Raw genomic sequence first — 21,353 nt, forward strand, 5'->3', positions numbered from 1 at the left:
TGAACCCTATTGAGAAAAAATGGGCTCAAGTGAAGTTTCTACGCCAAGGGTGGATGGAAAATGACTTATCCAAATTATTTTATGATGTTTGTCCTAGCTATAACATTTTTGTTTTGAACTGACTATATATCTCTGTATGGAGAGATTGATATAACGCAAGAAATGCCAGGACTAGGATGCGGATTTCAATTTTGTAAGTTGTCTAATGAACCATTATTCAATTCTGATGGTCGAATTCGTTCTGATGTCACTTTTGAGCAGTTATCAGAATTTGTCTGGTTTATAGAAACCGGAACTGGCTTAAATCAATCTAATTTACAATCTATAGATAAGAAAAAAAGTAGTACACATTATCTAGGACAGTATAAAGATCGAGCAATATTTTTGCTTTATAACGAAATTCTAAAGGATAAATCTGACACTGGCGGTAATGTCCTCAACAGTAGGACTCTTGAACTATTAGAAGAGGCTTCACCAGACTTTAAAAGACAAAAAGTTATTTACGGTGCTCGCACACGATTTGATAAAACAAAACTAGCCAGACTCAATATTACTTTTCACCAACTCCCTTACGAATTGGCGGTTAAAACATGGTTCTAAATAATAAATCACTAAAAAACTATCAGGAAATCTTACTTGAGGACTATTCAAGTTATTTATCTCGCTGTAGAGAACTAAGAGATCCCGCTGCTGCTTTTGCAGAATCTACCAAACTGATGACTTCAGGTTTAGCTCAACCTTACTATCCATTACCAGAGATGGATCATGTTCCTTATGTCTGTCTTCGAGTACCTACAGGTGGTGGGAAAACTCGTATTGCAGGACAATCTATTAAATGTGTTAACGATGCGTTCTTAGCTACAGAGCATTCGTTAGTACTCTGGCTAGTTCCCTCAGATCCTATACGTGAACAGACGCTATATGCGCTTAAAACCGAGGGAGAGTTACTTCATCAGGATATGCGTGACCTCTTTGGTGCGGTTAACGTATTAGATATCAATGAAGCACTGTATATGCAGCCTGCTACGCTGAATACTGGCAATACTATCGTTGTCGCTACCATGCAAAGCTTTAAGCGTGATACAGCGGACGGCTTACGAGTTTATCGTCAGAATGGTGCACTTATGCCACATTTTGAAGGTGCAAGTACCGAACAAAAAGGTGAGCATTCGTTAGTAGACGTTATTCGCTTGAGACGACCCTTCGTCATTGTGGACGAAGCGCATAATCAAGGTACTCAATTAGCATCTGATACTCTTAAACGCTTTAATCCTAGCTGTATTTTAGAGCTTACCGCCACACCAGATAGATCTCATCAGCCCTCTAATGTATTACGTAGCATTTCTGCCGCTACTCTACAGTCAGAGGATATGTTGAAGCTGCCCTTAGAGTTAGCTATTCATCCAGAGTGGCGCGTTTCATTGACAGAAGCGATCGCTCGGTTACGTCAGCTAGAAAAACATGCTGAACAAGAGAAACAACTTACTGGAGAAATAATAGATCCAGTAGTGATGCTAATTCAGGCCGAACGAACTGCTAAAGAAAAAGAAACATTTACGCCAGACAAAGTAAAAAAGCACTTAATTGATGACTTTAATATTCCCGAAGAATCAATAGCTATCGCAACTGGCGCTGTTGATGAATTAACAGGTAAAAGGCTAGGCGACCCTGACTATCCGCAGTTTATTATTACCGTTGATAAACTACGTGAAGGCTGGGACTGTCCGAATGCATACGTTTTATTTTCTTTTAGAAACACAACTTCTGCTACAGCTGTAGAGCAGGTACTCGGTCGTATATTACGTATGCCTCACGTTGTACGAAAAAACACAGAAGCACTTAATCGTAGTTATGCTTATGTTGTTTCAAATGAGCTTGCTAGTACCGTTCAGAATTTAAAAGATGGTTTAGTTCAAAGTGGTTTTGAGCGTTTAGAAGCGAAAGACCTAATAGTCGCTCGTGGCGAAGAAACTAGTGGAGATTTATTTTCGCAACCTACCGATTTGATTATTCCACTACCTGAGCATGATGGGTTTTTGTCTCTTCCTGATGAAGACTCAGTTTTAGCGTTACCAAAATCTTTGCGTGATAAAATTGAAATTTCACCAGAAACCTCTACATTGACCGTAAAACAGGGAGCGACTTCTAAACAAATTCAGCAGATATCAGAAACTTTTAAACGACCCGAAGTAGCAAAATCGGTAAAGGAACAACTTAATACTGCACTTGCAATTCAAGCAGCACCACCCACGCAAGAATTAACGCCTGCAGAAAAAGGAGTCTCGGCTAAAATACCTTTACTTAGTTATACTCAATTTAGTTTTTTTGATATTTTTGATGAAACTCCGTTATTAGATGCTGACTGGGAGATTTCAGATTTTGATTACAAGCTAACAGATGGTGAATTTTCTCCAGACATAGAGACTATGCGCCGCGCTTCATTAAGTATTTCTCAATTAGAAAAAGTAGAGTGTGATATTTATGATCAAATGGATAGCCAACTAGCGATTTTTGGTAAAGAGGAAGGCTGGCAAGTAACAGATCTCGTATATTGGCTAGATAGAAATCTATATTTTCCGTATTCAGAACGTGATGTAAAAGTTGCTTGGTTGAATGCTGCCGTTTCTTACTTAATGAATGAAAAGAATTTCACATTAGATGAATTAGCTTACCGTAAGTTTCGTTTACGAGGTGCATTACAACGGAAAATGGCTGCGGGACTAGTAGAAGTGAAACAGCGTGTTTTCGACGACTTATTTTCAGATGAAGATAAATTTGAAGTTAGAAACGAGCATGCTATTACTTTTGAGCAAGGTCGATATGGCTATGACAGTGTTTATAATGGTTTGATTCCTTTGAAAAATCACTTTTTTAAAGTTATTGGTAATTTAAAAGATAAAGGAGAGGAGTTTGAGTGCGCCGAATACATTGCACATCAAATGCAAGGAGTGGAATGGTGGGTACGGAATGTAGAGAAGAAACCTACGTCTTTTTGGTTGCAGACAGCCTCTGATAAATTCTATCCTGACTTCGTTGTTAAGCTTAAAAGCGGTGTAATTTTAGCTATTGAATATAAAGGAAAAGATCGCTCTGTAGAGATTGGTAATCGAGATAGTATAGAGAAAAAGCGAATCGGTGACTTATGGGCAAAAAGAAGTAATGGAGCTTGCGGTTTTGTATGGGTAGAAAATAAAAACTGGCAAACATTAAAAGATGCTGCGGTGCAATACGGTTCTTAATAAGACGTTTATTATACTAGGTAAGGTATTTTCACAGGTCACTGGGTTTTGATAACCGCTTAATCTACGACCTGTAGAGCGTTTTAGCCTCGATTGCAGCGGTTATTCTTGTTTAACTACTATATTGCAGCGACTTGGCCCTTTTAGAAAATCATAGATTTTCTCTTGCGTCCGACCCAGTGTCTCTCAGACACTCGCTATTACCCTCCTCATATCGCGGTAGCAGAAACAAGGCGGGCTTTAGTCGCCGCTCTAGTGGGCAGACAAGATAATAGCGAAAAGCGAGATTAGCTCCAGAAATTTTAAACCAAAAAAAACACTCAACCAAGTTGAGTGTCCTCGCAAAACAGCAAAGCTAATTAAATAAGCCAAACCATTACTCTTCGATTTTCTTGTCTTCTACTCGTAGGTTTCTACAGATGCGTTGAGCCGCCATGCCCAAAGCTTCGGTAAACGTCGGAAAGGCCAATTCTAAATTAGCGATCTCATTAACGGTCATTTTAGTCGCCAAACAAGTGGCCGCGACCTGAATCACCTCAGCAGAGTAAGAACCGAGAACATGCGCGCCTAGTAGCTGTTGCGTCTGTTTATCAATGATAATCTTACAGAAGCCATCGGTACGCCCATCCATAACCGCACGAGGTAGATTTTCATAATCGATAATCTCAACGATGCACTCATGCTCTTCTTCTGCTTGGGCTTGCGTCATACCTACCGATGCGTATTCTGGCTCAGTAAGACTACCCGTTGCAATAGCTCGTGGAGCGTATTTCTCAGCGGTATCAGATAAAGCATTTTGCGTGGCAACTCGAGCTTGATGGGCGGCACTTTGGACGAACATACTGACGCCGTTCGCATCTCCGGCGACGTACACGCCCTCTACGTTAGTCTGCAAATAGTCATCAACTTCGATGTAAGGGCCGTTCACTTTAATATCAGTGGCCTTTAGATTTAGCCCATCCAAGTCAGCTGGCCAACCCACCATCAAGAACACCGCATCGGTCATCAGTGAGTCTACTTGCCCAACATGCTTATAGGTCACTTTTAACTGACCGTTTTCCTTGGAGATTGACTCACACCCAGTACTGGTTAGAACATTCATACCCCGTGATTTAAAGGCCTCCTCAAGCTTACGCGATATATCAGCGTCGCTCGGCGGGCTCAAGCGGTCAGCAAACTCAATGATATCGACCTGCGCGCCAAAATCAATGAGGATGGAGGCAAGCTGGCAACCCGTTGCAGAGCCACCGACTACCGTTACCCTCTCTGGCAGTTCAGTCATTGACCATAAGTCATGAAACGACAGTGCTAACTCATTGCCCGGAATAGACAGCTTTTTGGGTTTGCCACCGACGGTCAAAATGATTTTGTCGGCACTAAACTGGCATCCGTCAGCAATCTCTAAAGTGTTGTTATTGACAAAATGTGCTGAACCCACCTCATCTATTACCTCAATGCCCTGATACTCAACAATCTTGGTCAGATGCCATACCTGATTAGCATGAGCGGCAACCCGATTAGCATTGTCGATGGCGGCTTTAAAATCGACGGATGGCGCATCGCCTTGTAGTCCAAACTGAGAGTACAGCGCCGTATCCGTGCGCAGACGTGCTGCTCGAGCTAGCGTTCGAACAGGCGCTGGGCCTTCATTAAACGCAGTACCACCGAGTTTATTGGCTTCAAGCAGGGTTACTTTTGCGCCAAGTTCATGCGCTCGCAATGCTGCTTGTACCCCTGCTGGGCCGCCACCGACTACGAGGACTGTTTTCTTATTCTCTGACTCGTTACTCTCTAAATAGTTATCTTGTTTCATATTTTTTCCAATTTAAGCTATAACTTAAGGTCTGTTTGATCTGTCACACTGAGTGCTGCTGATAGCTACTGATAGCTACTGATCTATAAAAGCTGTGCTCTAGTGTCAGTGCAGATCGTCAGTAATTAAGTAAAACACACAATAATGCTGACTATTGCGCCCTTTGTGACCTTTTCTGTTAGCGTATGTTCGATATGATAGGTTACGGTAACTCAGCTAAACCTAGTTTTAAGATAGTATTAACACCATAGGCTTTAGTCGCATTTAATAAACACACAATATGATGGCGAAGAGCTAAATTGGCTATAGAAATTTTAAGAAAAAAAAACACCCAACCAAGTTGAGTGCTTTTTTATTTTAGCTAAAGGCTAGGTAGAGAATTATTCCCACTCAATAGTAGCCGGCGGCTTGCTAGACACATCATAAGTCACCCGTGATACTTCAGCGATCTCATTCATAATGCGATTCGATACGGTTTCGATCAAATCATAGGGCAAATGGGCAAAGCGCGCAGTCATAAAGTCTACGGTCTCAACCGCACGTAGGGCGATAACCCACGCATAACGGCGGCCATCGCCAACCACGCCGACAGATTTGATCGGTTGGAATACCGCAAAGGCTTGCGCCGTCTTCGCATACCAGCCTGATTTTTCTAACTCATCCATAAAGATCGCATCAGCTGCACGCAGGATATCAGCGAACTCTTTGGTTACTTCACCTAAGATACGTACGCCTAAACCTGGTCCTGGGAACGGATGACGGTTGATCATCTTCGCTGGTAAACCTAAAGTCAGACCCAATTTACGGACTTCATCTTTAAACAAATCACGTAACGGCTCAACCAATTCAAAGGCCAAATCATCTGGCAGACCACCCACATTATGATGGCTCTTAATCACGTGAGCTTTACCTTGATGCGACTTAGCTGATTCAATAACGTCGGGATAAATAGTGCCTTGCGCTAAGAATTCGATGACTTTACCATCGCTTTGCTCGCTGATTTCGCGCGCGCTATTGGCAAATACATCGATAAAGGTTTTACCGATAATCTTACGCTTAGCTTCTGGGTCAGACTCGCCAGCCAATGCCGTTAAGAATAACTCTTCAGCATCCACACGAATCACTTTTACGCCCATGTTTTCGGCGAATACTTGCATCACTTGATCGCCTTCATGCAGACGTAACAAGCCAGTATCGACGAACACACAAGTTAGCTGATCGCCGATGGCCTTATGCAACAATGCGGCGACGACTGAACTGTCTACCCCACCTGAAAGACCGAGCAACACTTGCTTGTCACCGATTTGCTTTTTCAGCTGCTCAATACGCATATCGATGATGTTATCAGCCGTCCAGCTACCCGCGCAGCCGCAAATTTCATGAACAAAACGACCTAATAAAGCTTGGCCTTGCGCAGTATGAGTGACTTCTGGATGGAACTGTAAACCATAATAATCGCGAGTATCATCAGCCATAATCGCTATCGGACAGCTTGGCGTGCTAGCAACGATATTGAAGCCTTGTGGCAAATCGATGACTTTATCGCCATGGCTCATCCATACATTTAGCTTGCCAGCTGTGTCTTCGATGCCGTCTGTAAGCTTGGAAGTGCTATCAATATTGATCGTCGATGCGCCAAACTCGTGGATGTCGCTAGCGTGAACTTTACCACCGAAGCGCTCTGCCATCGCTTGCATGCCGTAGCAAATACCTAATACTGGTACGCCTAACTCAAACACCGCCTCATTGATACGTGGGCTATTGTCAGCATGAACACTCTCAGGGCCACCTGACAAGATGACACCTTTGGCACCAAAGTCGATGATACGCTGAGTATCGATATCATAAGGGAACATCTCACAGAATACGCCTGAATCACGTACACGGCGGGCGATAAGCTGGCTGTATTGCGAGCCAAAATCAAGGATTAGGATGCGATCTTCTTTAATGGTAGGTGTGGCAGCATTAGGCGTAGTGGCAGTGGTCATAAATAGATGTCCATCAATAGATAAAATTGGTGGCCTATTTTAACAAGTTTCGGGGTAGTAATGGCGGTTGGTATGATAATTAATAATGACTATTTTTATTATTGTTTTAATTATACCTTTCATGGTTACTTAGAAATAAAGGCTTTGAACAATAACCGCTTGTAGTAAATAACTTTTAGCTATTGATTTAAATGTAATTTTTGCAAATAGTAGTAAAATAATAGTCGAATCTAACTACACAATAGTGCTAAAGTGTTAAGGCAAGTTTAACAGTACCAGCTGACCATTATGCTGTTACTTCAAGTGCTCTGACCTCTATCAGCCTTTAGCCGAATCGACTAAAGTGCCTAATACCTTTAAAAAGGATGAACGATAATGAAAATGGAATTTCTATCAGGCTCAGCACTCAAAATCAGCGCACTTTCACTAGCAATCGCTGCCATTTCTTTTAGCAGCTCCACCGTGATGGCAGCTGAGTGTCAACTGGCAAGTGGCGATTCAGGGGGAGCAACCAGCTTTGGAACAGATGCTTTGGCTTGTGGTCCGAACACTAGCGCCTTTGCTGATAACGCCACTGCAGTAGGTCAAAACTCCTTTGCGGCGGCTGAAAATGCCTTGGCGATAGGTAATACTGCTTTTGCCTCTTTCGAAAACTCTATTTCGATTGGCGCTAACTCACAGGCTGATGGTATTGACGCTGTGGCACTTGGTGGCGGTGTATCTGAAAACGGTTCGCGTGCAGGTGCGCAGGCTTTAGGTAATTCGACCACGGCAATTGGTGGCGAGAGTCTAGCGAACACTCCAGGAGCAACCGCTTTGGGCTGGCAGGCTCAGGCTTCTGGCGCTATGGCTACGGCAGTTGGTCATCAAACTACTGCATCAGGTGCTCAAAGTTTTGCTGGTGCTGAAGATGCTGTTGCTTCAGGTACTAACGCTGTTGCGATTGGTAATACTGCCGTTGCTTCAGGAGAGGATGGCGTGGCTATAGGAGGAGACCGAAGTGGTGCACGTAAAACTACCGCCTCTGGCACATCTTCAACTGCTATCGGTGCGCAAGCCCAAGCCACTCAAGCAGGTGCGACTGCCGTAGGTTGGCAGTCAACTGCCAGTGCTGAGCGAGCACAAGCTTTTGGTCATTTAGCCAATGCTAGTGGTGTACGATCTACCGCTGTAGGGGAAGCGGCAGTTGCATCGGGTGAAAATGCAGTCGCCATCGGTAACCAAGCAGATTCTGGCTCTTTCGCCGATAATACTGTGGCAATTGGTAACAAAGCTACTACTGGTTTTGGCGCTAGTGGAGCGGTTTCTGTTGGCAGTATGTCAAGCGCTTCAGGTCAGCAATCAACTGCTATAGGTGAAAACGCTAAAGCATCAGCTGGTAGCTCAGTTGCTTTAGGAGCTGAATCAAGCGCATCAAATATTTTTGCAACAGCAACAGGTGTTTCATCTCAAGCTTCTAACGCATTTAGCGCGGCTTATGGATCTAGATCAATCGCATCTGGCTTGGGTTCAACAGCAGTTGGTGATTCAGCAGCAGCAACTGGTGGTAGTAGTACAGCAGTCGGTAGTGTGGCGGCAGCTGGAGAAAATTCAGCAGCATTAGGCTCGCGTGCTAATGCCTCGAATGCCAATTCAATTGCTATAGGTAGCAATTCAACCGCAGCCAGCGAAAATAGCACTGCTATTGGCTTTTTAGCTAATGCAAATGGCACTGATGCATTGGCTATAGGGGATACGGCTAATGCAACAGGAAAATCAACTACTGCAGTAGGCGGCGAATCAGTAGCAACTGGCGCAGGAACTACAGCGATTGGGTGGCAGTCAAAAGCAACGGCTGAACGCGCTCAAGCCTTTGGACACTTGGCATCAGCAACTGGTGTACGTTCAACAGCAGTAGGGGAAGCGGCAAATGCTGGCGGTTTAAACAGTATCGCTATCGGCAACCAAGCAGCAGCTGGTAGTGATAACCAGATTGCTCTTGGTGGTGCAGGTCAACTACAAGCGAGTACCGCCTCACAAGCAGGCAGTACTAATATAGTAACTACCAATGCTAACGGCACTTTAGGGACTAGCGTTACTGTACAGTCATTAGCGACTGCCAATCAGTTAGCCAATACTAATGCGCAAGTTGCAAACTTTGGGGCAGCTACCGCTAGTAACACTAGACAAATAAGTGATTTACGCAGTGAATACAACCGTCAATCAGATCGTTTAGATGAAGCCGAAGATGGGATCGCTATGGCGCTGTCGTTAGAGACTCCAGTTATTCCTTCAGGGAAGCGCTATGCTATGTCTTTCGGTACAGGTTATTATAATAGTAGCTCAGCACTGAGCACCTCGTTTGCTGGTCGACTTAGCGATAGCATGACTATCTCAGCGGGTGCAGGAGTTGGTCTTGATACCGGGAAAGTAGGCGCACGTGGTGGCGTAACTTTTGCTTGGTAAGTAGCTGATAGACATCTAGTTAATCCCTAATGTTTAGGTAGATGGGGTTAACTGGATATAACTAATCTCGATAAAACTAGCCAAAATTAATAAAAACCCTGCACTTGCAGGGTTTTTGCTAGTAGCCGAAGCAGTATTAAGTAATGGGCAATCAGTATGAAAGTCTTATCTGCCTGATTAAGATTTTATGTCATTAAAGGCAGCATGAATACGATTTAGACCCTCTATCAGCAGCGCTTGAGGGCAAGCTACATTCAAGCGCATTTTAAACTGCCCCTCATTACCGTATTGGATACCTGCACTGAGCTCGACTCTCGCAGCGCGAAGCTGGTCATAAAGAGTCTGATCGTCTTGAGCATACGCTGAGCAGTCGAGCCATATTAGATAGGAGGCCTCTGGGCGCATAACTCTAATATCAGGCAGATGCTGCGCTAAAAAATCACAGACTAAGTCTATATTGGCTTCAATATACGTTAACGCCTGCGCCAACCATTCATCGCCTTGCTCATAAGCACTACGCATGACCTCATAAGCAAATAGATTTAGATCATGCTCGTCACTTAAGCGCTGCTGTTGGCTGATTTGTTCAATTAAGGCCTCGTCTTTAGCAAAGATCATTGAGCCTTTAATGCCGGCCACATTAAAAGTTTTAGTCATTGAGGTGATGCTCACTACTTTGTGCTCGTAGTCTTTTGCTAGGCCTAAAAACGGTATAAACTCATGACCGCTCAAGGTCAAATCTTGATGAATCTCGTCACTAACAATCGCTACATCGTGCTTTTTGCAAATCAAAAGCAGCGACTCAAGCTCATCTACTGTCCATACCCGTCCGCCTGGGTTATGCGGATTACATAGCAGAAAAAGCTTCACTTTATGCGCCACTATCTTAGCTTCGATATCAGCCAAGTCTAGCTGATAGCGTCCTTCTCCTTCTTTTAGGGCAGAGAGGATAAGCTGTCGCCCGTTATCGTCAACTTTAGTCATAAAAGGTGCGTAGATAGGGTCATTCACTAGCACGGCGTCCCCTACCTCAGTGAATATTCTCATCATCAGCGCCAAACTTGGTACTACGCCGGGGGAGAACAAGATATGTTGTTTATTCAGTGCTAACCCATAACGATTGCCATGCCAGTTAATAATTGACTCGTATAAAGCTTCAGTAGGTCTGGTATAGCCCAATACCCCATGCTGCCCCACTTGTTCAATGGTCTTTAGAATGGGCTGCGCTGCTCTAAAATCCATATCCGCCACCCATAGCGCAATGGTGTCATCGCTATAGTGCCATTTCAGCGATCCGGTATTACGTCGGTCGATTATCTCATCAAAGTTATACAACATAAGTGTTCTCTTAGCGGAGGGTTTTAGCTGATTACAGGCGCAAGTTTAAACAGGTTTATAGGATAAACCTATAAAGCAAAATGATAGTTTAGGGTATAGGATGACTGCGCTGATTACCAGTGGCTTTGTTGGGGTTACGTAGAGGTGTTATGGAATAACTAAAGAGGTCATTTATGTGCGGGTACTATAGATTTGGGATGAGGATATAGTAGCTAATCCTGCCATCTGCTATTATCTGCTTAGCCAATGGCGTGCGGACTAAAGTAGCTGGTAGCGTTGCTGTTACCTCGACACCCCTTCCAGCCACAGTCTCGCATCACCATTGTCGTCAGCAGGATAGCCGCTACTGTCAAGGCTAAACCGCTTTTTGAAGCAACCTTTGTAGATATATTAAAATTTAGCAGATTCTTTGTGGACTTTGTAGGCTGTGGCTTTAGCCCAGCAACAGCTAGGCAAAAACACTGTTTTAGGTGATGAACATCAGTTTAGCTAACAGCTGATAGGTCATGCTAAATAATATAAATAACAGCGCTGAGCTAAAAGCGCCAGCCTACGGTAGAGCTAGCCTTATAGCCCCAACAATGCATTAAAACTAAAACCTAGATATAGTAGGTTGGCGGAGCTTGCGACCCCCAACAGCTTGCTATGCAATAACCATAATTTGCCAGCATAAGAGAGTCTGTGAATATTTCTGTGCTTGCAGCATACCTCAAGACTCAAATTTCAGTGCCGCTTTTTAACTTTTCTAGTGCCAAGGCTAAACCGACTCAAAGAGTTATACTAGTTATCTATGAGTTCCACTCCGTTGCACCACACGCTACCACATCGTTTAAACATAAATTCTGCTGTATATAGACAGAACAGGATTATTTTTTTAAAGTTTTTAGGGTAGCTAACTGTTGACAGGCAGTTTGATGACCACTTTGACAAGCAAGGTTATACCAATACTTCGCCTTGCTATAATCATGTGGTTGAGTATCATCCTGATGATATAGCAGCCCTAGATGATATTGAGCCTCCATAAAGCCCTGTTCTGCTGCTTTTTGATACCAAAATATCGCCATCGCATTATTATTTTCAGTACGTTTAAAAGTCCCAGCTAGATCAGTTTGCGCTTTGGCATTGCCTTCCATCGCTAATATTTCCACGGATTTCTTATCGGTAATAGGTTTATCAGCTGATTGACGCTGGTTGAATTGAATGACTTTAGCAGATGCTGGGGGAAAGCTTTGCTTTGCAGCTTCATAATACCAATAAAAGGCTTGCTCATAATCTTGTTCAACTCCACGACCCTTTTCATACGCTAGCCCAAGGTTAAACTGTGCTTCTTTATAACTTTGCTCCGCTGCCAGTCGTAACAACATTACCGCTTTTTGATGGTCTTGCTCAACCCCTTGCCCATAAGTGTACATGGTGGCTAATAAGTTTTGCGCTTTTGCATTATCTTTATTAATTAGTAGGTCTAACCATTGTTTCGCCTTACTATAGTCTTGGGGAACGCCATAGCCACTATAGTATATTAGTGCCATCATCTCTTGTGCATATTCATAGTCTTGCCGCGCAGAGGCTTCAAACCACTTAAATGCCGCTTCGTAATCCCTTTCTACCTCTATCCCATTAAAATACATATGAGCAAGATCATATTCTGCCTCCTTATCTCCCGATTGCGCTTTTGCTTTAATTTGGCTAAGCTCAGAAGTTGAGTTCTCACTAGTGACCATAACCTTATTAGCTAATGACGACTGCGTCTGGTTGACTGATTTAGGTACTAATAATGATATTGATTGTGTCGATGGCTTTGACTGACAGCCGGTGAATAAAACGGTCATCAAAGTAGCAGATACCATAAGAGAAGCTGAAGAGAGTCGCGATGAAAACATAAATTTCCCTTAATATTTAAACACTTTATTTGTAGATATTTATATTCTTAACTTAATCTATCTATCATCTTGTGATCGCAATATTTATCAAAAGCTCTAATGTATTAGGATCAAAACTATCAGTTATTTTCAACATTTTAGTATTGCCTGTATTAGCGCTGATATCAATACCAGTCTTAAAAACTTCAAAGCCTACTAATTGAGCAAATGTTAAGGAGAAATTATTTTTACCACCCTTAAAGATTAATTGTTTCCTAACGTCATCAATCTTATTTGTTATTTTACAAATAAAAGCCATGAAAATACCCTTATAAAATCAACCAGCTAGGTACGAGTTTATTCTTAATTCAACGGTATTTTTCCAAATAATTTACTATCAGAAAAACTTACCATTTATTTCCCAACAAACTCAGCCTGACGCCTCTCAACCATAGCCATAACCCCTTCTTTAGCATCCTCAGAGTGAAACAATGGCGGCAAAAAGCTATGAATATTCGCCATAGCGACTGCTGCGCCATTACGACTGGCATCTTGCGCTGAAGATAGTAATGCTTGCACGCCAAGCGGTGCCGACTGGCAAATCTCTTTTGCTATAGTCAGTGCACGCTCATATTCTTCACCATTAGCCACCACCTCACTGACCAGATTAAGCTTATCAGCGGTCTGCGCATTAAAGGGCTTACCCGTTAATAGATACGGCATGGCTTTTTGCCAGCCAGCAGCCGCTACAAAGCGTACGGTTGCGCCACCAAAAGGCATAATGCCACGCTGAACTTCCATTTGGGCAAAGTTGCAGTTGTCACTGGCGATCACCACATCGCTATTGAGCATCAGCTCGATGCCCGCGGTAAAGCAAGTGCCTTGCACGGCTACAACGATAGGTTTAGTACGTAATTTGCCACTAATACCCCACGGATCGACTTGGTCATCAGCGAATTCAAACACCCCTTTATCTAGCTTATCTTGCAGCTCCATCAGATCAAGACCAGCAGTGAAATGCTCACCATGAGCGAAGATTAAGGCACAGCGCAGCTCGCTATCATGGTCATAGCGGGTCAATGCTTCAGACAACTGCGCAATCATATGGCTATCAAAAGCATTGCGTTTATCAGCACGATTAAAGCCAATCAAACAGATGTGATCTTGCACTTCATAACTGATGCGCTCGTTTACCGTAGTCATATTATCGTCCTTGAGAGTTTATTATTGTGCTGTACAAAGCGGTTAGCGATCTGCTCTGCTCTTGATAAATCTAGTTTTAATATAGCTAGCCCCGCAGCACAACGCAAGTGGCTTAATTGTGTACAGCATTCACCTCTATAAGCTCACGATATCTGCGTAGTTTGGCGCTAAATCTGCTACACTTGCTCGTTATCTCCCTATATCGTAAGCCCGTTACTATGACAACTCCACACAGAAATAGATCTCCAGCCTCAATCAAAAAACTAGGCCAGCTACATCCGCGTAATGCGCATCAAGGTCGCTATGACTTTGACGCTTTAACTCGCGCTTTACCTGAGTTAGCTGACCATACCATCACCAACCCTAATGGCGAGCCGACGATTAACTTCTCGGATCATCAAGCAGTACGTACCCTAAACAGAGCACTATTAGCGAATTTTTATGGCGTTAAGTTTTGGGATATTCCAGAAGGTTATCTGTGTCCGCCTATCCCAGGTCGTGCCGACTATATTCACTATGTCGCCGACTTATTAGCGCAGACCACGCATATTAATGAAGACAATACCCCACCAACAGGCAAGCAGATTCATGTGCTCGATATCGGTACTGGTGCTAGTGCTATCTATCCGATCGTTGGTAGCCAAAGCTACGGCTGGCGCTTCACGGCTAGTGATATCGACCCTATATCAGTGAATACTGCTGCGCTTATTTGTGAGACTAATCCTAAGTTAAAAGGCGCAGTGAAAGTTAAACTGCAGCCTAATCCTAAGAAGTTATTCGCTGGTATTATTGGTCGCCAAGATTACTTTGACTTAGTAGTTTGCAACCCTCCTTTCCATGCTTCAATGGAAGAAGCGGTAGAAGCCAATAGCCGTAAGCAACATAACTTGCAAAGACATCGTGGTAAAAACGAAAACGAACAGGTCAGTCGTAGCTCAAGCAAATCGGGCAATGCAGCACAAAACCTGAACTTCGGCGGTCAGCATAAAGAGCTGTGGAGTGAAGGTGGCGAGATTACTTTTTTGACTAATATGGCCAAAGAGAGTCAGAGCTTTGCTGAGCATGTTGGCTGGTTTACTACTTTGGTTTCTAAGTCTGAAAACGTTAAGCCCTTGCAGCTGTTACTAAGTCAGCTTAATGTTGCTCAAACACGCATTATTGAGATGAGCCAAGGTCAAAAGAACACGCGCATATTGGCATGGCGCTTTAATAGCGATGACGAGTAATAGTTAAACTTAGTATTGATGATCAGTATTGATAATCGGTACTGATAATCCGTACTAATTATTCATAAAAAGGTTTCACATGAAACACTAACTTTGCTATTTATCCTTGCTAGTACTGTTGCTACTGGTATTGCTACTGTTGTTATTAATAGGATTGATAGTTTATGATAAATCCTTATTAAAAGTAGTTTCACGTGAAACATAAACACCGTCTTGAATGTCAAGACGGTGTTTTTTATGGCGCTATTTATAATGCTTTTTATGGCACTGTTTATACTATTAGTTACGCTATTATCCATAGTGCTAAGCTAGCTAAATAACATTACTTTGAACCCGATAGCGATAAGCACTACCCCACCTAATATCTCTGCTTTATCTTCTAGCCAAGTACCAGAGCGCTTACCTAGATAAACTCCAAACCAGCTAAACCCAGCGGTGACTAGCGCTATTATTAGACAAGACAACCAAGCATTGAGTGCCAATAGATTCAGGGTGAAGCCCGCTGCCATAGCATCAATACTAGTAGCGATGGCTAAAGTAAACATAGTGCGATGATTGATCACGCTAAGCATTTGCTTATTATTACTATAGCTAACGCTACCCTCAAGGCTTTGAGCATCGTCTATAGCCTCTTGATCATCAGGTTTTAAGGCTTCATACAGCATTTTACCACCTAGAGCAATTAGGATAAAACCACCTATCCAAGGAGCAGCCGAGGCTAGCCAGCCTAATAATGCCGCCCCTAGTAAATAACCAATGAGGGGCATGACGCCTTGAGCAATACCAAAGTATAAGGCTGAAATAAGCGCTAAGCGCAAAATATAAGACTGAGTTTGCTTTGGTGATTTTGCACCTAGTCCTATAGCTACGGCAAAGGCATCCATCGCTAAAGCAATAGCGAGTAAAATTACTTCGATCATATTACTAGTCACTTATTAATTAAGAGTTGTTATGTTGCTGGGTGAACTGCTTAAGCTTTACTAGAGAACTCTCGTCAATAAGGTTTCATGTGAAACATTAAAATGACTTTATATAGTGAACGAGTATTCATCACTAGTTGAGATTTTTAGAAGCCTATCCCTGTAGAAGGCGCTACTTTTAAAGAGATATATTTTTAGAAAGAAAGTTATTTACAAGCCTGAAGCTCGACAAGCCTAAAAGCTTACTTGACCGAAAAAATCACCAGCTAATCACTTATTCGCTGCCAAAAATCACTTCTTTCATTATACTTTTGACTTAACAGCTCAGTATATTGCTGATGGGTAGCGAGACTATTATAACCATCTGTAGATTTATTAATAGTGCTATCTAAAGGCGATAAGCGCTTGTAATAGCGGGCAGCATAACCGTAAGCTCTACTGCGATCATTAGTCAAAATATCATCGATTAAGCTGCGATAGATAATCATTTGAATGATAGCCGTGTCTTCTGGCAAGCCCTTTAACAGCTGGGTCAAGGTTTCATAATGGATGTCTGCAAACTCATGATGACGAGTAATTGCTACTTGATTAGCTAGCTTGATCTCCCCTATTTCTAGTAACAGCAAAATTGCCGTTATGATATCTTGTTGATCCTCAGCCAGCTTATAAGCTTTTTTGCGCCAGCCTGCTTGCTCGGCTGGGCTAGCTATAGCCATGATTGCCTGTAGCCTTTTAGCAGACGACTGCAACTCGAATACTTCGCCAAGCACTTTTAGTTGCGCCTTACTGTCACCTTGCTGTTGATATATTTGGCTCAGCCAGTCCAAACGTTTTATCGCATCTTGCTGAGCCTTACTCTGCCAGTCATGGTTTAGATATTCTAGGGCTAGCTCATAGGCTTGATGATCTATCATAAAGCTAACTAGCCCATTTAGTTGTTGCGGGCTCAAAGGTTGCTGAGGATAGATAGTCCGATAAACTGCTATAAATAATGCCACATCTCCCAAAGCTTGAGCTACCCCTAACAGAGCCGTTTCGGTCTTTAGCTTTTCTTGATGGTTAGCTCGATCATGACCATAAGATAGTGGTATTCGCGGATTAGCTGCAGTGTTGATAGTATTCTCAGCACTGCCTTTACCCTTGTTTTCCGTAAATAAACTTTGATAGTAGTGTAGATAGTCGTCGATTATTCCTCGTATTTCCAACTGTGATAACAGCTGCTTAAGCCCTGCCATTAGCGCATCTTTAAAGCCGTAATCGTTATCGTCGATTAAATTTTTGACCTTTGTTTGCCATGCTTGACTCAGAATATCTTGCTCATCGACTGGCAAAATCTGTTTTTGCTGGTTATAACAATCCCTAGCAACCATCAGCCAACTCTGCGCCAGATTGCTATATATCTCTCCTATTTCACCACTAGCATCATCACAACGCTGCAAGCTCGTATTACTCGATTCAATAAATAACTCTAGTAGCTGTAGACAAGTCTCAGCTTGCTCTGGATAGAGACTCATAATGTCACTGGCTAGATACTGCAGCTCGGTGGCAAACTCACTGACTTTCCAATGATCTATATATTTATGTCGTCTGTTAAGCCCTTTTAAAGTAGTAGTCAGCTTCTTTATTAGCTTGGGTTTATCCGACTGTAATAATAGCCGCTCTATCTTTTTATCCAATAACTTATCTACCCCTTGCACTTCAGCGATAAAATTGACCAAAGTTGCTTTAGGAAGTTGCGCTAGACAGTGCTTTTGTTGCAAATTTAGCATGATAGAACCCCTACTAGTTGTCCACAATGTCGTTGATAGCTTGTTTAATAACTTATTTGATATAGTCAGTTCATTATAAAAACTCTACAGCGAGATTGAGATCAGTTTTTTGTAGCCTCTGTCAGCCTAGGCACAGCAAGCCAAAAAAACTCACCATAGTCTCGCATTATAAAGTGATGTATCTATTCTATTTGATATCGACTATAGCTTTTAACCATAAAAAAGTACTACTAAGCTCAGCTGTTTAGCGACTATCAATAGGGGGTAGCAACTAATAAGTTATTACTAACAGCGCATTATTGCCATCTGCATAGGTTATTTTAAAGCAACTAGCGGGACAAGTTATTATTATAGTGTTTCATGTGAAACAAAAAAGCCACCTTGCGAACAAGATGGCTTTTTATTATTAAGAGACTCTTCGAGCTTTATAGCTATCCGTTAGATATCTAAGTTAGATACCGTCAAAGCGTTCTCTTCGATAAAGATACGGCGCGGCTCGACATCATCACCCATCAAGCAAGTGAACATATGGTCAGCTGCGATAGCATCTTCGATAGTGACGCGTAGCATACGACGATTCTCAGGATCCATAGTAGTATCCCATAGTTGATCGGCGTTCATCTCACCTAGACCTTTATAACGCTGTACAGATAAGCCACGACGCGCATCTAACATCATTTGCTGCCAGAGATAATCAAAGTCACGTACCGGGATATCTTTGTTGATACCAGCACTAGCATCACGACGGATAAAGGCACTCTCTTCAAGCAAAGTATTCCACTCACTTGATAAACGTAGCAACTTGCTATACTCACCAGAGTTGATAAAGCTAGCATCTAGCAGGTAATTATGAGCTAGTTGATGCACATAGACGGTTATGCGTGGTAGCCACTGTGGCTTCTTCGACAACGCTTCAGTACTAGATATAGATTCACCAACGATACTAGCTTCAGAATCCCCTATAAGTGCAGGTTGCGCTGGCGCTTTTGGCTTCATACCTAGTAAGTCAGCAGTCACCGCATCCATAGTCGCCGACACTGGCGCATGAATGTCAACCAACTCAATCTCAGGATTTAGATCGCTACCAAAACGATCTAATTGCAGCTGCAACGAGTCTTTCCATGCTTGCATGGCTGACAGATCATAAGTCATATCAGTGCTAAGTTTTGGCGTATGAGTCAATGCATCTAACAATACTGCTGGATAACGAATTTGCAGACGTGCTTTGATCAGCTGAGTTTGGTTATAATCGTTTAGCAGCGTCTCTAGTGCTTGGCCTGTGATAGCGGGTGCATCCAAACTAATATGCAATCTAGTATTATCAATAGTCGACGACAATAGATAGGCTTTTAATGCTTCATCGTCTTTTAAGTATAATTCTTGACGGCCTTTCTTAACTTTATAAAGCGGTGGCTGGGCGATATAAATATAACCACGCTCGATCAACTCAGGCGTTTGACGGAAGAAAAAGGTCAATAGCAAAGTTCTAATGTGTGAGCCATCCACGTCCGCATCAGTCATGATAATGATTTTATGATAGCGGGCTTTATCAGGATTGTACTCGTCAGGACCGATACCACAACCTAAAGCAGTGATTAAGTTACCAACCTCAGCCGAGGACAGCATTTTATCAAAACGGGCACGCTCAACGTTAAGAATCTTACCCTTTAGCGGTAGGATTGCCTGAGTTTTACGACTACGACCTTGCTTAGCTGAACCGCCAGCAGAGTCCCCTTCCACAATATAAAGCTCTGATAATGCAGGATCTTTTTCTTGGCAATCCGCCAACTTACCTGGTAGACCAGCGATATCTAAGGTAGTCTTACGACGGGTCATTTCACGCGCTTTACGAGCCGCATCACGAGCTCGCGCCGCATCGATAATTTTACCAGCGATAGCTTTAGAGGCGCCTGGGTTCTCTTGCAGATAGTCGTTAAACTTATCATGCATTGCTGATTCAACAGCAGATTTAACCTCGCTCGATACTAGCTTATCTTTAGTTTGGCTAGAGAACTTAGGATCAGGAACCTTCACCGAAACAATAGCAGTCAAACCTTCACGAGCATCATCACCTGTGGCAACTACTTTTTCTTTTTTGAATAAGTTTTCACGATCCATATAAGTGTTCAAGCAACGCGTCAATGCTGAGCGAAAACCAGATAGATGCGTACCACCATCACGTTGTGGAATGTTGTTGGTGAAACACAGTACTTTTTCGTTGTAAGTATCAGTCCACTGTAACGCGACTTCGACACTAATGCCGTCATCTTGCTCACTGTTGAAATGGAATATTTCATTAACATTATCTTTGCCAGCATTGATATAGCTGACGAACTCAGATAAACCACCTTTATGCTCAAATTCATGACGCTTATCGATGCGCTCATCAGTTAGCACGATACGCACACCTGAGTTTAAGAAAGATAACTCACGCAAGCGCTTAGCTAAAATATCGTACTCAAAAATGGTGCCAGTGAACACATCGGTACTCGGATAAAATCGAATCTGAGTACCCGTTCTGTCGGTGGCTTCCATTTGTTGAATATCGCCATCTGGTACCCCATCAGTATAAGTCTGATTATAATGATAGCCTTCACGCCAGATATTCATCTCTAGAGTTTTGGATAAAGCATTGACTACTGACACCCCTACACCGTGTAGGCCGCCTGAAACTTTATAGCTATTATCATCGAACTTTCCACCCGCATGGAGGACAGTCATAATGACCTGGGCAGCTGATACGCCTTCCTCAGGATGGATATCTACTGGCACACCGCGACCGTTATCACTGACACTGACCGACTCATCTTCATGAATGATGATGTCAATCTGATCGCAATGACCAGCGAGTGCCTCATCGATAGAGTTGTCCACCACTTCAAAAACCATGTGATGCAGGCCGGTACCGTCATCGGTATCACCGATATACATACCCGGACGCACACGTACCGCCTCAAGTCCACGCAAGACTCGAATGTCTTTGGAGCTATAATCGGAGGGGTTGCTTTCAGGGGCGATAGTCTGAACGGTACTATCGGTATTTACTTGCTCATTATCGATAGATGATGACTCACTCATGTGCATTCCTTAATCAAGCCGTAATCAGCTATCCATCACCTGCTCGCCACTACGGCGAACATCATGAGGTTATCTTAGACTCAGCATAACGCTGCGATGTTTATTAGATACCTCTAATTAAGAGGTAACGAAAGGATATAAAAGCGTAAAAACACAATGTTATTATTGCGCATACTTTAGTGAGAATACCTCGATATATTTATAGACAGTATCAAGAGACATATCACGAAATAAAACCTAGTATTATCAATCATTTAGTAATTTAAATACGCTACTAAAACCTTAGTCAAAACTATAAGATAAATTGCTGAAAATAGGACAAAAATAAAGCCTTATTTTAGCATTTTTTTGTCTCTAAGTCACTGTTTGCTAGTGTTTTTATAAATATAGGCTTAATCGAATATGTTGAGGTTGTCTAGGAGTTTTTAAGTAGGTAAGTGGTAGTAAGGAAAAGTCTAGGTTAAGCCAAGATTAG

At 42.7% G+C, this 21,353-nt stretch carries 14 protein-coding genes; 5 read left to right on the forward strand and 9 right to left on the reverse strand.

What is annotated here, in order from left to right; translation table 11 throughout:
• The first annotated feature begins 162 nt into the window (after positions 1–162).
• Positions 163–600, forward strand: a complete 438-nt coding sequence (locus JMY09_RS11195; RefSeq protein ID WP_201623679.1) for a hypothetical protein — start codon at positions 163–165, stop codon at positions 598–600.
• Complete coding sequence (locus JMY09_RS11200) at positions 591–3,239, forward strand: DEAD/DEAH box helicase (RefSeq protein ID WP_201623680.1); 2,649 nt, start codon at positions 591–593, stop codon at positions 3,237–3,239. The genes JMY09_RS11195 and JMY09_RS11200 overlap by 10 nt, the downstream gene beginning before the upstream one ends.
• A 376-nt stretch (positions 3,240–3,615) precedes the next feature.
• Here the strand turns inward: JMY09_RS11200 and JMY09_RS11205 are convergent, their stop codons facing one another.
• Positions 3,616–5,052: a dihydrolipoyl dehydrogenase family protein gene (locus JMY09_RS11205; protein ID WP_201623681.1), complete on the reverse strand. Its 1,437-nt coding sequence runs from the start codon at positions 5,050–5,052 to the stop codon at positions 3,616–3,618.
• A 380-nt stretch (positions 5,053–5,432) separates the two neighbouring features.
• On the reverse strand, positions 5,433–7,040 hold the full coding sequence (gene guaA / locus JMY09_RS11210; RefSeq protein WP_201623682.1) for a glutamine-hydrolyzing GMP synthase: 1,608 nt from the start codon (positions 7,038–7,040) through the stop codon (positions 5,433–5,435).
• 375 nt (positions 7,041–7,415) lie between these two features.
• Here guaA and JMY09_RS11215 point away from each other — a divergent pair, with 375 nt between their 5' ends.
• The gene (locus tag JMY09_RS11215) at positions 7,416–9,485 is read left to right on the forward strand and encodes a YadA-like family protein (RefSeq protein ID WP_201623683.1); all 2,070 of its coding nucleotides are present in this window, start codon (positions 7,416–7,418) and stop codon (positions 9,483–9,485) included.
• Positions 9,486–9,662: 177 nt separating this feature from the next.
• Here JMY09_RS11215 and JMY09_RS11220 read toward each other — a convergent pair whose 3' ends face one another.
• From JMY09_RS11220 to JMY09_RS11235, 4 genes are all read right to left on the reverse strand, one after another.
• Positions 9,663–10,823 (reverse strand): MalY/PatB family protein, encoded by a 1,161-nt coding sequence (locus JMY09_RS11220; RefSeq protein WP_201623684.1) that lies wholly within the window; start codon positions 10,821–10,823, stop codon positions 9,663–9,665.
• A gap of 866 nt (positions 10,824–11,689) precedes the next feature.
• Positions 11,690–12,703, reverse strand: coding sequence for an SEL1-like repeat protein (locus JMY09_RS11225; RefSeq protein WP_201623685.1), 1,014 nt, complete (start codon positions 12,701–12,703; stop codon positions 11,690–11,692).
• Between the two features lie 64 nt (positions 12,704–12,767).
• A complete protein-coding gene (locus JMY09_RS11230; protein ID WP_201623686.1) occupies positions 12,768–13,001 on the reverse strand; it encodes a hypothetical protein in 234 nt (77 codons plus the stop codon).
• A 95-nt stretch (positions 13,002–13,096) separates the two neighbouring features.
• Entirely contained in the window at positions 13,097–13,885 is a 789-nt protein-coding gene (locus JMY09_RS11235; RefSeq protein ID WP_201623687.1) for a crotonase/enoyl-CoA hydratase family protein, read from the reverse strand.
• A 218-nt stretch (positions 13,886–14,103) separates the two neighbouring features.
• On the opposite strand from JMY09_RS11235, the gene rlmF reads away from it, so the two are divergent.
• Together rlmF and JMY09_RS14705 are read left to right on the forward strand one after the other, a co-directional pair.
• Positions 14,104–15,111 (forward strand): 23S rRNA (adenine(1618)-N(6))-methyltransferase RlmF, encoded by a 1,008-nt coding sequence (gene rlmF, locus JMY09_RS11240; RefSeq protein ID WP_201623688.1) that lies wholly within the window; start codon positions 14,104–14,106, stop codon positions 15,109–15,111.
• A gap of 194 nt (positions 15,112–15,305) precedes the next feature.
• Entirely contained in the window at positions 15,306–15,431 is a 126-nt protein-coding gene (locus tag JMY09_RS14705; RefSeq protein WP_265088018.1) for a hypothetical protein, read from the forward strand.
• On the opposite strand, the gene JMY09_RS11245 is transcribed toward JMY09_RS14705, so the two are convergent.
• The 3 genes from JMY09_RS11245 to gyrB form a co-directional block, all read right to left on the reverse strand.
• On the reverse strand, positions 15,420–16,031 hold the full coding sequence (locus tag JMY09_RS11245) for a manganese efflux pump MntP (protein ID WP_201623689.1): 612 nt from the start codon (positions 16,029–16,031) through the stop codon (positions 15,420–15,422). The genes JMY09_RS14705 and JMY09_RS11245 overlap by 12 nt on opposite strands.
• 266 nt (positions 16,032–16,297) lie before the next feature.
• The gene (locus tag JMY09_RS11250; RefSeq protein ID WP_201623690.1) at positions 16,298–17,800 is read right to left on the reverse strand and encodes a DUF6880 family protein; all 1,503 of its coding nucleotides are present in this window, start codon (positions 17,798–17,800) and stop codon (positions 16,298–16,300) included.
• Between the two features lie 438 nt (positions 17,801–18,238).
• Positions 18,239–20,860 carry a DNA topoisomerase (ATP-hydrolyzing) subunit B gene (gene gyrB / locus JMY09_RS11255; RefSeq protein WP_379606718.1) on the reverse strand — a complete coding sequence of 874 codons (2,622 nt, stop codon included), beginning with the start codon at positions 20,858–20,860 and terminating at the stop codon, positions 18,239–18,241.
• Positions 20,861–21,353 lie beyond the last annotated feature (493 nt).

Source organism: Psychrobacter urativorans (genome assembly GCF_904846695.1).
Taxonomy (GTDB): Bacteria; Pseudomonadota; Gammaproteobacteria; order Pseudomonadales; family Moraxellaceae; genus Psychrobacter; species Psychrobacter urativorans.

Bases quoted from the DNA above. Each gene is read 5' to 3' on its own strand.
- JMY09_RS11220 (WP_201623684.1), bottom strand. From the start codon at position 10,823: ATGTTGTATAACTTTGATGAGATAATCGACCGACGTAATACCGGATCG.
- JMY09_RS11205 (WP_201623681.1), bottom strand. From the start codon at position 5,052: ATGAAACAAGATAACTATTTAGAGAGTAACGAGTCAGAGAATAAGAAA.
- JMY09_RS11225 (WP_201623685.1), bottom strand. From the start codon at position 12,703: ATGTTTTCATCGCGACTCTCTTCAGCTTCTCTTATGGTATCTGCTACT.
- JMY09_RS11200 (WP_201623680.1), top strand. From the start codon at position 591: ATGGTTCTAAATAATAAATCACTAAAAAACTATCAGGAAATCTTACTT.
- guaA (WP_201623682.1), bottom strand. From the start codon at position 7,040: ATGACCACTGCCACTACGCCTAATGCTGCCACACCTACCATTAAAGAA.
- JMY09_RS11230 (WP_201623686.1), bottom strand. From the start codon at position 13,001: ATGGCTTTTATTTGTAAAATAACAAATAAGATTGATGACGTTAGGAAA.
- rlmF (WP_201623688.1), top strand. From the start codon at position 14,104: ATGACAACTCCACACAGAAATAGATCTCCAGCCTCAATCAAAAAACTA.
- JMY09_RS11215 (WP_201623683.1), top strand. From the start codon at position 7,416: ATGAAAATGGAATTTCTATCAGGCTCAGCACTCAAAATCAGCGCACTT.
- JMY09_RS11235 (WP_201623687.1), bottom strand. From the start codon at position 13,885: ATGACTACGGTAAACGAGCGCATCAGTTATGAAGTGCAAGATCACATC.
- JMY09_RS11245 (WP_201623689.1), bottom strand. From the start codon at position 16,031: ATGATCGAAGTAATTTTACTCGCTATTGCTTTAGCGATGGATGCCTTT.
- JMY09_RS11195 (WP_201623679.1), top strand. From the start codon at position 163: ATGCCAGGACTAGGATGCGGATTTCAATTTTGTAAGTTGTCTAATGAA.
- JMY09_RS11250 (WP_201623690.1), bottom strand. From the start codon at position 17,800: ATGCTAAATTTGCAACAAAAGCACTGTCTAGCGCAACTTCCTAAAGCA.